The 12,451-nt window shown below is 61.2% G+C and carries 14 protein-coding genes; 4 read left to right on the forward strand and 10 right to left on the reverse strand.

Translation table 11 applies throughout. From position 1 onward, the window contains the following. Positions 1-68 precede the first annotated feature (68 nt). The 3 genes from AB8B33_RS13715 to AB8B33_RS13725 all read left to right on the forward strand — a co-directional run bounded on the left by AB8B33_RS13715 (position 69) and on the right by AB8B33_RS13725 (position 1,679). Positions 69-854, forward strand: coding sequence for a DUF6597 domain-containing transcriptional factor (locus AB8B33_RS13715; RefSeq protein WP_439015805.1), 786 nt, complete (start codon positions 69-71; stop codon positions 852-854). 62 nt (positions 855-916) lie between these two features. After that, positions 917-1,315: an SRPBCC family protein gene (locus AB8B33_RS13720; protein WP_113320658.1), complete on the forward strand. Its 399-nt coding sequence runs from the start codon at positions 917-919 to the stop codon at positions 1,313-1,315. Position 1,316: 1 nt separating this feature from the next. Beyond that, positions 1,317-1,679 (forward strand): VOC family protein, encoded by a 363-nt coding sequence (locus tag AB8B33_RS13725; protein ID WP_439015806.1) that lies wholly within the window; start codon positions 1,317-1,319, stop codon positions 1,677-1,679. A gap of 2 nt (positions 1,680-1,681) precedes the next feature. On the opposite strand, the gene AB8B33_RS13730 is transcribed toward AB8B33_RS13725, so the two are convergent. The 8 genes from AB8B33_RS13730 to hemN all read right to left on the reverse strand — a co-directional run bounded on the left by AB8B33_RS13730 (position 1,682) and on the right by hemN (position 9,457). Continuing rightward, entirely contained in the window at positions 1,682-2,386 is a 705-nt protein-coding gene (locus AB8B33_RS13730) for a PAS domain-containing protein (RefSeq protein ID WP_439015807.1), read from the reverse strand. 199 nt (positions 2,387-2,585) lie between these two features. After that, complete coding sequence (locus AB8B33_RS13735; RefSeq protein WP_439015808.1) at positions 2,586-3,521, reverse strand: lipid A biosynthesis lauroyl acyltransferase; 936 nt, start codon at positions 3,519-3,521, stop codon at positions 2,586-2,588. Positions 3,522-3,525: 4 nt separating this feature from the next. Then, positions 3,526-4,554 carry a zinc-binding dehydrogenase gene (locus tag AB8B33_RS13740; RefSeq protein WP_439015809.1) on the reverse strand — a complete coding sequence of 343 codons (1,029 nt, stop codon included), beginning with the start codon at positions 4,552-4,554 and terminating at the stop codon, positions 3,526-3,528. Positions 4,555-4,611: 57 nt separating this feature from the next. Then, positions 4,612-5,898: a beta-ketoacyl-ACP synthase gene (locus tag AB8B33_RS13745; protein ID WP_439015810.1), complete on the reverse strand. Its 1,287-nt coding sequence runs from the start codon at positions 5,896-5,898 to the stop codon at positions 4,612-4,614. A gap of 12 nt (positions 5,899-5,910) precedes the next feature. Beyond that, positions 5,911-7,116: a beta-ketoacyl-ACP synthase gene (locus AB8B33_RS13750; protein WP_439015811.1), complete on the reverse strand. Its 1,206-nt coding sequence runs from the start codon at positions 7,114-7,116 to the stop codon at positions 5,911-5,913. Continuing rightward, entirely contained in the window at positions 7,113-7,610 is a 498-nt protein-coding gene (locus AB8B33_RS13755; protein WP_113320665.1) for a 3-hydroxyacyl-ACP dehydratase FabZ family protein, read from the reverse strand. Before AB8B33_RS13755 ends, AB8B33_RS13750 begins: the two co-directional genes overlap by 4 nt. Before the next feature lie 115 nt (positions 7,611-7,725). After that, positions 7,726-8,004, reverse strand: a complete 279-nt coding sequence (locus AB8B33_RS13760; protein WP_007814022.1) for an acyl carrier protein — start codon at positions 8,002-8,004, stop codon at positions 7,726-7,728. Between the two features lie 106 nt (positions 8,005-8,110). After that, on the reverse strand, positions 8,111-9,457 hold the full coding sequence (gene hemN / locus AB8B33_RS13765; protein WP_439015812.1) for an oxygen-independent coproporphyrinogen III oxidase: 1,347 nt from the start codon (positions 9,455-9,457) through the stop codon (positions 8,111-8,113). 192 nt (positions 9,458-9,649) lie between these two features. Here hemN and AB8B33_RS13770 point away from each other — a divergent pair, with 192 nt between their 5' ends. Then, positions 9,650-10,372, forward strand: coding sequence for a Crp/Fnr family transcriptional regulator (locus AB8B33_RS13770; RefSeq protein ID WP_439015813.1), 723 nt, complete (start codon positions 9,650-9,652; stop codon positions 10,370-10,372). A 5-nt stretch (positions 10,373-10,377) separates the two neighbouring features. Here AB8B33_RS13770 and AB8B33_RS13775 read toward each other — a convergent pair whose 3' ends face one another. Both AB8B33_RS13775 and AB8B33_RS13780 read right to left on the reverse strand, forming a co-directional pair. Continuing rightward, positions 10,378-10,806: a L,D-transpeptidase gene (locus tag AB8B33_RS13775; protein WP_439015814.1), complete on the reverse strand. Its 429-nt coding sequence runs from the start codon at positions 10,804-10,806 to the stop codon at positions 10,378-10,380. A 136-nt stretch (positions 10,807-10,942) separates the two neighbouring features. Next, positions 10,943-12,451, reverse strand: a complete 1,509-nt coding sequence (locus AB8B33_RS13780; protein ID WP_439015815.1) for a winged helix-turn-helix domain-containing tetratricopeptide repeat protein — start codon at positions 12,449-12,451, stop codon at positions 10,943-10,945.

Here is a 12,451-nt window from a genome sequence, read left to right on the forward strand (position 1 = left end):
AAAGGCTGTCGGAACAGGCTTTTCGAATGGCCAGGGGAGCACCATATGCATCTGTTTGGGAGGCCGGAATGACTGCTGCTGCAGCAAGGCAAAGCGATATCAGGCCGCTGCTCGCAAAGAGAGCCGGGCGCTACCGTGAATACGCGCCCTCGCTGGTACTCGCCCCGCATTTCCACTGCCTCTGGTCGCATGAGATTCGAACCGCAAGCCCGGTCGCCATCGTACCTGATGGCTATTGCGACCTGCTTTTCGCAGATGGCCGCCTCTTCGTTGTCGGGCCGGACCGCACTGCCGCCTTCCCTCCGATGACGCCTGGCATGCGCATTATCGGCGCGCGTTTCGCACCGGGCGCCGGCGCCGCCTGGCTGAAGCTGCCTCTGTCAGAGATCACCGGCCTCTCCATGCCCCTGAGCGATCTCGCGCCTGAGAAGTTTGCCCACCTCGAACCGCACCTGTCCGACTGTTCGGATGAGGCTACCGCCCTCTCGCTCTTCGCCACCCTGTTGAGTGAACTGGCAAGGGAAGAAGCGGAGCCGGACCCCGAGGCTCGCATGATCTTTGCCGCTGCTGACGATGGATCAGGCCGTATCGGCGACCTGCGGCAGAGGCTCGATATCGGCGAACGGCAATTGCGCCGCCGCGCCCACCACCATTTCGGCTACGGCATCAAGACGCTGGAACGCATCCGCCGGCTGCAGCGTTTCATGGCCTTGTGCCGCGCAAGTGAGACCCTGTCCCTTACCGCTCTCGCCCTCGAAGCCGGTTTTTCCGACCAGGCGCATATGACGCGCGAGATCGGCGACCTGACGACACTGACGCCATCCGCCATGCTCGCTCAATTGACGACCCGCTGACCGTTTTGTTCAAGACGGCCCGTGCCGGCCTGCTAGTCTGACGCAAAGCAAAGGACAGACCGATGAACACAATGCCCGCCCGCATCGTCCACATCACGATCAAAAGAGACTGGCGCGATGTCTATGATTTCGCCGGCCGGCCGGAGAACATGCCGCTCTGGGCCTCGGGCCTTGCGAGCGGCCTGGAACCCGATGGCGAGGACTGGATCGCCCACGGCCCGCTCGGCAGCGTCCGGGTAAGCTTCGTGCCGCCGAACGAATTCGGCGTCATCGACCATACCGTCACTATCGAATCCGGCCTGCGCGTCTATAACGCGCTGCGCATCGTGCCGAATGGTGATGGCTGCGAGGTGATGTTCACGCTGCTGCGCCTGCCGGGCATGACCGACGAACAGTTCGCCGCCGATGCCGCCCATATCCAGAAGGATCTGGCGGCTCTGAAATCGATGATGGAGAAATAAGATGGCCAGCAACGACGCTCAAAATGACCGCCGCATCGACTATGTCGAGTTTAACGTCGCCGATATTGGTGCGGCAAAAGCCTTCTACGGCGCGGCCTTCGGCTGGCGCTTCACCGATTACGGGGAGAGCTACTGCGAGTTCGACGATGGAAGGCTGAAAGGCGGCTTCACCAATCTCGGCCCGGTGCGTGCCGCAGGCGGCCCGCTCGTCATCCTCTACGCCGAAAAGCTTGAAGACGTGCTCGCAAGCGTCGAAAAGGCCGGCGGCACCATAGCTAAACCGATCACGGCCTTTCCCGGCGGCCGGCGCTTCCATTTTGTCGACAAGGACGGCTACGAACTTGCCGTCTGGAGCAAAGACTGAAATCAGGCGTCCGCCGTTGCCGTGGTGCCGAGATTCTGGATGGTGATGAGCGCCCCGATCACCTTCTTCGCTGCGTCATGGAGCGGCACCATGCGGCAGCGATTGTGCCGCTCATCCCGCGCGTAGGTGTAATCCGCCGACATGCCGTCGAAGCAGGCGTCGAGCTTTTCCTTCACCTCGCTGGCAAAGCGCTCTTCGCCGATGAACTCGACGATATGGCGGCCGATGAGCTGCATGGCATTCTTGCCGAGGTGGGCGCAATTGACGGGATTGGAATAGAGATAGCGGTAATCCTTCGTCAGCACCGCCACGCGGTCCGGCAGCGTCTGCAGGATGGCCGCATTGAGGAACTGACCGTTATCGGTATCCGGAATATAGGCTGGCGGTTGCCTGAGCTTCACGTCCACCGGCAGCGGCACGCGCCAGTCCGGCGCATGGGCGCCGAAATAGCGGTCGAGCAGATAGGAGAGCACGGCGGAATATTGCGTCACGAAAGCCGCGTCATCGGCATCCTGCGCGATGAGGTAGCTTACAAACTGAAGTTGCATATAGACTTCGATGAGGCTGGAGGCCCTGCATGAGAGGATCGCCTCGACCAGCGGCTGGATATCGCGGTCGAGCGCCTCCACGCGCCCATCATCCCCTAGCCTTATCGCTTCCTCTATCTGCGCGCAGCGCAAGGAAAAGGCCCTGAACAGCTCAAGCAAGATACCCCCAATATCCATTTCCTGAGAAACGTTCCGAAACCGGTCGAGGCCTATGCTTAATAAAAGACTACGCCCTGCGGTAGGTGCTTTGCGCGCCCTAGTAGAGACGCGTAACATGAACCGTGCTCATTTTCAACCGAACTGAACCTGTCGCTTTTCACCGATTATAAATCAGGAGCAAAATCTTACAGGCAGAATCTTACAGACTGACGGAACGCTTGATATCCCAGCGGTCGTGATACCAGAGCCACTGAGCCGGATATTCGCGCACCCAGCTCTCCACCTTGTCGTTCATCATCTGTGCCGTGGCGGGAAGATCCAGATTGCCCTTCTCGTCGCGCGGCATCTCCATCTTCGGCTCGATCTCCAGGCGGTAGCGATTGCCGGGCAGGCGGATGCAGCGGGCCGGATAGACCTCGCAATTGAACTGGCGCACCAGCTTCGGCAGCAGCGGATTGGTCTTGGTTTCCAGGCCGAAGAATGTCGTCTTCAACCCGCGGCTGAATTTCTGGTCGACGAGGACGCCAACGCCCTGCCCTGCTTCCAGCTGACGAGCGAGCGCAAAGGAAGAGCCAGCATGCGAAGGCACCAGCTTGCCCATGCGGCCGCTGCGGAAATCGAAGACCTTCTGCGCCACATAGGGATTGTTCGGCGGGCGGAAGAGCACGGTCACGCTGAGACCGAAGGCATTGCCCGCGACCGGCAGCAGCTCGAAATTGCCGGTATGGCCGGTAAAGACGATGAAGGGGCGCGGATTGTCGCGCAGCTCCAGGAAGATCGGAATGCCTGAGACCTCCACCCTGCCCGGCTCGGCACTTTCAGGATCGAAATCGAAGAGCTGGTCAAGAAAGACATATTCGGCCGCAAGCCGGCCCATATTGCCCCAGCTTTCGAGCGCGATTTCCTCAAGCTCCGCATCGCTCTTTTCCGGGAAAGCCCGGCGTAGATTGTAGAGCATCAGTTTGTGGCGCTTCAGCCGCCGGCCGATCTGGCGGGTCATCCAGTCGGCAAAGCGCATGGCACCATCGGCCGGAAAAAGCTTCAGGAGGTTCAGGAAGCCGAACATCAGCTGCGCCACCAGCCATTGCTGGAAACGCCTCAGCGCCAGAACGATCCTGGTGACGAAAAGCTTCACTCGGTCAGTCCATCTTCAGGATGATCTTGCCGAAGATCTGACGGGTTTCCATGCGCTCCAGGGCGCGGTCGATATCGTCGAAGCTGACTTCCGTATCGATGACGGGATGAACGAGGCCGCGGCCCATCTTCTGCATGGCATCAGCCATGTTCTCCATGCGGCAGCCGAAGGAGCCGAGCAGCTTCAGCTGCTGCTGGAAGAGCATCATCAGGTTCATCTCGGTCGAAACGCCCGAGGTCGAGCCGCAGGTGACGAGACGCCCGCCGCGCTTCATGCAAAGCATCGAGCCCGCCCAGGTATCCTTGCCCACATGTTCGAAGACGACATCGACGCCCTTCTTCTTGGTGAGCTTGCGCACCACCCCTTCGAAACGGTCGGTGCGGTAATTGATGACGTGGTCGGCGCCGAGCGCCCTGGCCTTCTCGATCTTGTCGTCGGAGCCGACGGTCGTGATGACTGTGCAGCCGATCTTCTTGGCAAGCTGGATCGCAGCCGTGCCGATGCCGGAGCCGCCGGCATGGACAAGGATCGTTTCGCCGGGCTCGAGCTTGGCATTGTCGAACAGCATGTGCTCGACCGTGCCGAAAGTGACAGGCGCAAGCGCCGCACCAATCGCATCGACACCGGGAGGGGCCGGAACCAGGAGACGCGCCGGCAGGTTCACCTTCTCCTGCGCGAAGCCATCGAGATGGAAGCCATGCACGCCGGAAACGTGTTCGCAGAGATTGTCGCGGCCTTCGCGGCAAGGACGGCAGAGGCCGCAGGTGCGCGCACCATAGATTGCCACGAGCTGGCCGGGCAGGACATTCGCCACGCCGGGGCCGATGGCCTCAACCACACCGGAAGCTTCCGCACCGATGACGAGCGGCATCTTGCGCTTGGCGAAAGCCATGCCGCGCCAGCCCCAGACATCGATATGGTTGAGCGCAACCGCCTTGACGCGCAATGTCACTTCGCCGGTGCCAGGAGCGTCCGGTTCCGGCAGGTCGGTGATCTCAAGCTTGCGGTCATCGATCAGTTGCAAAGCGCGCATGGCAAAACCTCTCGCCTCTGGGGCGTTTTTCTTATCGGTTGGATTGTCGGGAACCGCTTAAGCCGGTTCGAGCGCCATGACAAGGCTGGCATTCTGTCCGCCGAAGCCGAAAGAGTTGGAAAGCACGGCCGAAACCTGGGCTTCCCGCTTCTTGTTCGGCACGACATCGAGAACGATCGACGGATCCGGGTTGTTGTAGTTGATCGTCGGCGGCAGCGTGCCGGTCAGCATCGTCTGCAGCGAGAAGACCGCCTCGACCGCACCGGCAGCCGTCAGCGTATGGCCGATCATCGACTTGTTGGACGACACCGGAATGCCGACCAGCTTCTCGCCGAAGACGGCGGACATGGAACCATATTCCATCTTGTCGTTTTCAGGCGTCGAGGTGCCATGGGCGTTGATATAGCCGATATCGTCCTCGCTCATGCCGGCATCGGCAAGGGCTGCGCGGATCGTCGCGATCGCCGGGGCGCCATCGGGCGAAGAGCGCGTGCGGTGGAAGCTGTCGGCCTTGTCGCCCGCACCCTTCATGATGCCGAGCACCTTGGCGCCGCGGGCAATTGCCGATTCCAGGGATTCCAGCACCAGCGTCGCCGCGCCTTCGGCGATGACGAAACCGTCGCGATCCTTGCTGAAGGGCTTGGAAGCCTTGGTCGGCGGATCGTTCTGGGTAGAGAGAGCAGATAACAGCGAGAAGCGGATCAGCGCTTCCGCACTCAGCGAACCGTCGGTCGCAACCGTCAGCGCCCGGTCGGTGCGGCCCTGGCGGATCGCCTCGATGCCGAGCTGGATGGCGGTCACACCCGATGCACAGGCCGTCGACAGCGTGACCGGCAGGCCGCGCGTGCCGAACCGGTCGGACAATCGCTCGGAAATCGCGCCGAAGAGCGCCGCCTCATGGAAGGCCGGATCGGGACGCTGGCGCATGGCAGCGAGGAACCGCTCATAGGCATCGCCCGGATGGTCGGCGGCCGGCGAACGGTCGGCAAGCTCGAAACGGGCGCTCCATTCCGGCTCGATCGGCGGTGCAGCCAGGAACAGCGGACCGTTGAAATCGCCGGAAATACCGGCATCGGCAAGCGCTTCGATGGTCGTTTCGCGCGCAAAGGCATAGGAGCGCTCGACGGCGTTCGGCACCGGGATGTCGATGAAATCGACCGTGCCGGCAATGCGCGTCGAAAGGCCGTCCGTCGGGAAGCGGGTAATGTCGTGAATGCCCGATGTACCTGACGAAAGAGCTGCCCAGTTATCCCTGAGGCCCTGGCCGAGCGAGGTGATGATACCCATGCCGGTGACCGCAATGATCGGACGGCCGAGATGATCCCTGTAAGCGGACGCTGTCATTTCAGTCACTCCTCACGCTTCTGCGGAAAGAACGGCAACGCCTTCGCCGCGCTGATGTCCGACAGTGGTTACGACGGCAGCCTTCGTGCTTGCCTTCATCGGCGCTTCGTTCGCGGCATCAAAAGGCGGAACCTTGGCCTTGGCGTCGATCGCAAGCGCTGCAAGCGCAAGGCCGAGCGTGAACTGCGCCTCGATCGTGTGGCCGGAAACGCCGGCGAAGCCGCGGATCGCAGCACCCGGAAGCTGACGTTCAAGCACTGCCTTTTCGCGGGCGGCAAGCTCATGCATGCCGGTCGAGCCGGAGAAGATCGCCGTAGTTTCGGGGGCCAGACCGGCAGCGGGTTTCAGCAGCCGCTCCAGGCGCACTTCGAAATTACCCGCAGCGCGATTGCCGCGGTCGCCTTCGACGGCACCGATTGTCGCATAGATATGCGCGCCGCGCTCTTCAGCATGCTTGCGCGATTCCAACACCAGGAAGGCGCCGGCGGAACCGGTGATCATGCCGCCGCCCTCAAGACCGGAGCGCGACCAAAGCGGCGCCCACTCACCCCGCGTATGCGCGCCGATTGCTTCCGTCAGCAGGATCATGTCCGGGCGTTCGGCCGCAAAGGCGCCGCCAACAAGCGCATGGGTGGATTCGCCTGACTTGATGCGCCAGAAGGCCGTCTCGACGGCGGAAACGCCGGAAGCTTCCTCACCCATGAAAGTGCGCGAGGAGCCGGTGACCTTGTGAACGATGGAAATATTGCCGGCAAGCAGGTTGGAAAGCTGTGCCAGAAACAGCGTAGGCCGCAGTTCGGTCGTCAGCTTCTCATTGAGCAGCAACTCGCGGTCGTTGCGCTTCAGGCCCTCATCGACGATCAGCGTATCGACATTGATGTCGCGCTCGCCGCCGCCGGCCGCCACGATCATGTCCATCGTGCCGCAGGCTTCCAGATTGTCCTTGAAGCCCGCATCATCGAGCGCCAGACCCGCTGCAAAAACGCCGATCCGCTGCCAGTTTTCCATCTGGCGCTGGTCGCCGCGCTTGGCGATCTGCTGCGACCAGTCGATCTCAGGAAGCGGATGGACCGGATAAGGCCTGAACTTCTCGGTCTCGATAACGGTCGCAGGTGCGGCATCGGCAGTCAGGATCGCCAGATGCGCATCCTTGCCGACACCCTGACAGGTCACGATGCCGATGCCTGATATCACGACGTCATTGGCGGCCTTGCTCATTCACTCACCCCCTGGGCCTTCGCCCGCTGCGCAGCGATGGCGTCCATCAGGCCCACCTCGCCGGCACGTTTCTTCACGATATCGCCGAGCGGAATTTCACTGAAAGGCATGGTGCGCAGTTTGAGCTGCGCATCGCAGACCTTCTTGCCGCCGCTGGTGATCTTTGCCTTGGTGACGGCAAAACCGGAGCCGTCATGTTCGAGGAAAGCCTCGATGTCGAGCACCGCTTCCGGCTCGACGAAGGTGCGCATCTTGGCGCCATCGACCGACATCAGGAAGGGCATTGACGTAAAATCGGTGGCGGCCAGCACCAGCATGCCTGATGCCTGCGCCATGGTTTCGATGAGAAGCACGCCAGGGACGAGCGGCATGCCTGGAAAATGCCCCTCGAAAACGGGGCTCTTGGCCGGCACGACCGAGCGCGCAACGAGCGTGCGCTTCTCAAGGTCCACCGCCTCGACGCGGTCAATCATCTGGAAATATTCCAGCAGCATCAGACTTCTCCGGCGCGACGCGCACTAAGCCCGTCGGAAGGCCTACTTAGGAACAAAACCGCCCGGCCGCCATATCAATGGCGGCAGGGCGTGAAAAAAAGATGATGATGTTGCTTCAAGCCTTGGCGGCGCGCAGCTCGTCGATCTTGGCACAGAGGTTCTTCAGCACGAAGTATTCTTCGGTGGAAACCTTGCCTTCGTTGACTTCCTGCGTCCACTTTTCGAGCGGAATCTTGATGCCGAATTCCTTGTCGATGGCGAAAACGATATCGAGGAAGTCGAGGCTGTCGATACCGAGGTCATCGATCGTGTGGCTTTCCGGCGTGATCGTTGCGCGGTCGATCTCGCTGGTTTCAGCAATGATGTCGGCAACTTTATCGAATGTAGCGGTCACTCGCTCTACCTCTTGGAAATGAAGATTCTCCCCCTCATAGGCAAATCCATTTCAAAAGCCAATGCTTTCGTCCCGGTTGCAAGCCAATTTGGCGGGCAGGTGTTGCCTAAACAGCAATGGAATGGCGCCCTTTGGCCTGTCCGAGATGGGCATCGAACCAGGAAGAGACCACCCGGCTAAAGACTTTTGCCGTTTCCGTGACGCAAAAACCGTCCGCCTCGACGGCGCAGAGGCCATCCTGATCCAGCGCCGCAATCTGCCGCGCCTCCGTAATCAGCGGCTCGGCCGCAGCCCCGAATTTCGCTCGGAGGTCACGGAAGGAAAAACGGAAATCGCACATCAGCCGCTCGATCACATGCCCGCGTAGCCGGTCGTCATCGGAAAGTGCGATCCCGCGCACCACGGCAAGTCCGCCGGCATCGACCATGCGCTGATATTCGCCGGTTGCCGGCATGTTCTGCACATAGCCTTGCGGCAGCCGCCCGATCGAAGACGCGCCGAGCCCGATCAGCACAGGCGCCTCATCCTCCGTATAGCCCTGGAAATTCCGGTGCAGGCGCCCTTCCCGCGCGGCGACCGCCAGCCCGTCGTCGACTCTGGCGAAATGGTCGATGCCGACGGACTGGTAGCCGGCCGCGCACAGCATCGCGGCTGCGTGACCCATTTGCCGGAAGCGTTCTGCCGCATCGGGCAAAGTCTCCTCAGGGATCATCGTCTGATGTTTCTTCATCCACGGCACATGCGCATAGCCGAAGAGCGCGATGCGGTCGGGATCGAGCGTCACGATATTGGAAACGGTACACTCTAGGCTCGCAAGCGTCTGATGCGGCAACCCGTAGAGCAGATCGCAATTGACCGAGCGAACGCCCCTCGCCCTGACGGCATCGACGACGCCCCTAGTCTGCTCGAATGTCTGCAGCCGGTTGATCGCCTGCTGGACCACAGGATCGAAATCCTGCACGCCGAGGCTTGCCCGCGTCAGCCCGATCTCGGCAAGCGCCTCGTAACGCGCCTCATCGAGATCGTTGGGGTCCATCTCCACGCTGATGGACGCATCCGCCTCGAAACGGAAACGCGTCTTGAGATGCCCGATGAGGCCGATCATATCCCCAGGTTTCAGCATGGTGGGCGAGCCGCCGCCAAGATGCAGCGCGGTGATGCGCGCCTCGGGGATCAGCTGCGCCACCATATCTATCTCGTCCTTCAGCGAGCGCAGATAGGCGGCGATCGGCTCATAGCGCAGCGTCTGCTTCGTATGGCAAGCGCAGAACCAGCAGAGCCGGTCGCAATAGGGAATATGGACATAGAGAGAAACCGCAGTGCCGGGCGCGATCTCGTCCAGCCACAGCGCATATTCGCCGGCACCTATACTTGCGTTCAATTGCGGCGCTGTCGGATAGCTCGTATAGCGCGGTACGGGGCCGGAATATTTCTTCAGCAAGTCGGTTTTCAAGGCGGGGATTCCCCTTAACGAGACTTCCCTCAAATAAACCTGCTGAAAAGAGGAAACTTTGACCTGGATCAAATCGGATTCGAGACGGAATTGATAAAGATCAAGACGTAACCGCAAGAAATCGGGATAGATGACCTGGGGGCCGAAGCGTATCACAGACGCGAGGCCGAATGGTCGGATCGGGGCATCGACATGGATATCGCGCGCAGTGAAGATCCAGACATAAGTATTCCCGCAGCCTGCCGGGTCTGCGAGGCACGCCACGGCGTGGTCTGCAGCGCGCTGACATCAGCCCAGCTTCGCGAGCTCTGCAAGCACTCCATGCGCCGCAAGATCGATGCGGGAAGCGAAATTGTTGCGGAAGGCGAAGAAGTCTTGTCCTATTCCAACATCATGAATGGCGTGGTGAAGCTCTGCAAGGTGATGCCGGATGGGCGCCAGCAGATCGTCGGGCTGCAATTCGCCCCCGATTTCATCGGCCGCCCCTTCGTGCCCGAGAGCACGCTGTCGGCCGAGGCAGCCACGCCGACGGAAATCTGCGTCTTCCCCCGCCGTCTGCTCGACCGGATGATATCAGATACACCGGAACTGCAGCACAACCTGCATGCTCAGGCGCTGAAGGAACTGGATGCTGCACGGGAATGGATGCTGACGCTCGGCCGCCGCACGGCCCAGGAAAAGGTCGCAAACCTTCTCTATCTCGTCGCCACGCATGCCGAGCCGGAAACGACCAGCAGCGCGGCCTTCGACCTGCCGCTCTCACGCAGCGAGATCGCCGATTTCCTGGGGCTGACGATCGAAACCGTCAGCCGCCAGATGACCAAATTGCGCAAGCAGGGCGTCATCCAGATCGAGAACAGCCGTCATATCACCGTTCCCGATATGGATGAGCTCGAGCGCCTGGTTAGCGCCTGATTTGCTTACCGCGTGATCACCACGCGGGTATTGGCAAGGCCGTTTTCCTGCGCCATCGAGAAGAACTGGGCCGCATTGTTGGGGTCGAGACGGACGCAGCCATGCGAGGCCGGCGTGCCGAGCCGCTTGCGTTCGAAAGTAGCATGAACGGCATAACCGCCATTGAAGAACACGGCGAACGGCATCGGCGCATTGTCGTATTTCTTGGAGCGGTGATCGCGAGACAGCCACTTGGCGCTCCAGGAACCGGTTGGCGTGGTATAACCCTTGCGCGCCGTCGAAACCTTCCAGCGATACTTCACCCAACCGTTCTCGGTAACAGTCATCGTCTGCTTGCTGAGGCTGATATTGGCAACCAGCGTAGCAGCCTGAGCCGCAACTGGAGAAAACTGCAATAACAACACTGCCGTAGCAGCCGCAAAAAACGTCTTCATGGTCGTCCCTCTATCGAACCTTTAAAGGCTTATTTTCGCCCAACGAGAGAAGAGACTACGGCAATACTTGTTATTTTGCTTTAACTCGAATGGTAATCACATTTCTAACAAACCGGGGCCGGTTGCGGCACTGGCGTCACTCGGGAAAGCCGGCCTTGCGATAGCCGTCGACAAAATGTGCGAGCGTCCCTGCGTCCCGGAACGGTTCCATCGCGATCCAGTGGCTGATCGTGAAATGCGGGTTTGCGACGAGGAACAGCTCCGCCTCTGCACGGGCCTCATCGAGCCGGCCGAGCTGGGCAAGACCTGCCGCCAGGAAACGGCGTGAGCTCGTGCGATAGGTTTCCTCCCGGCGCAGCGTCTCGACGACGGCTTCATAGTTGCCATCAGCATATTGCGCTTGGCCGAGTGTCAAATAATACCAGCTGGCCGGAAACGGGTTCAGCCGAAACGCCTTGCCGATATGCTCCAGGCCCTCGTCGATCCGCCCGGCGAGAACGGAAATATCTGACAGAGCCGCCCACGTATCGGCCTCATTCGGATCGAGCGCGATGGCCTTTTCGAATTCCGCATCGGCTTCCGCGAAGCTGCGCTCATAGGCAAGCAGGTAAGCAAGCACCCAGCGGCAGCCGGCATCGTTCGGATCGAGCGCGACGGCCTTGCGCGCCAATTCCAGGGCAACGCTGCGATTGGCTTCGGTTGGACCACCGCTATGCACCCATCCCATCCAATGGTTCAGCGCAAGCCACCGATGGGCCTCGGCATAGTCAGGGTCGAGCGCAATCGCCCGTGTCAGCATCAGCTGCGTTTCCCGCGCGCTTTGCGGCGCATCATCCATCAGCGTGCGCGCCCGCACGCAGAGATCATAGGCTTCGAGGCTCTTGGGGCGGTTACGCGGCGGCGGTGGACGCAGCCGGCCAAGCAGCGCCTCGACGATCTTGCCGGTGACCTCGTCCTGAACGGCAAAAATATCGTCCAGGCCGCGGTCGAAACGCTCCGCCCAGAGATGATCGCCGCTTTCGGCATCGACGAGCCGGGCGTTGATGCGCACGCGCTCCGCCGCCCGTCTTGCGCTGCCGTCGAGCAGATAGCGCACCCCAAGCTCCTCGGCGATATCACGCACATCCATCGCCTTTCCCTTATAGGCAAAGCTCGAATTGCGGGCGATGACGAAGAGGCCCGAGGTCCGGGAAAGATCGGTGATAAGGTCTTCGGTCAGGCCATCCGCAAAACCCTCCTGCTCCGGATCGCCGCTGACGGTGACGAAGGGCAGTACGGCAATCGAGGGTTTGTCGGGCAGCGCCAAAGCTTTTCGCCTCCCGCTGCCGAGCTGTTTTATGGCGCCGGTGAAGCGATAGCCGATGCGCGGAACCGTCGAGATCCATTCACCACCGTCAGCGGCAGGACCCAGCAGCTTGCGCAGCTGCGCGATCTGGACGGTGAGGTTGCCCTCCTCGACGGCCGTGCCCGGCCAGGCCGCATCCATCAGCTCGGTCTTGGCCAGAATTTCGCCGGGCCGCCCGACGAGCGCGGCAAGCAGCATTACGCCGCGGTGCCCGACGGCAACGGGATCGTCGTTCCGAAGAAGCGTTCCCGCCTCCGGATCAAGCACGAACGGACCAAAGGCAAAGCGCGCTCCCTGCAT

This window comes from Rhizobium sp. 768_B6_N1_8 (assembly GCF_051811225.1).
Lineage (GTDB): Bacteria > Pseudomonadota > Alphaproteobacteria > Rhizobiales > Rhizobiaceae > Rhizobium.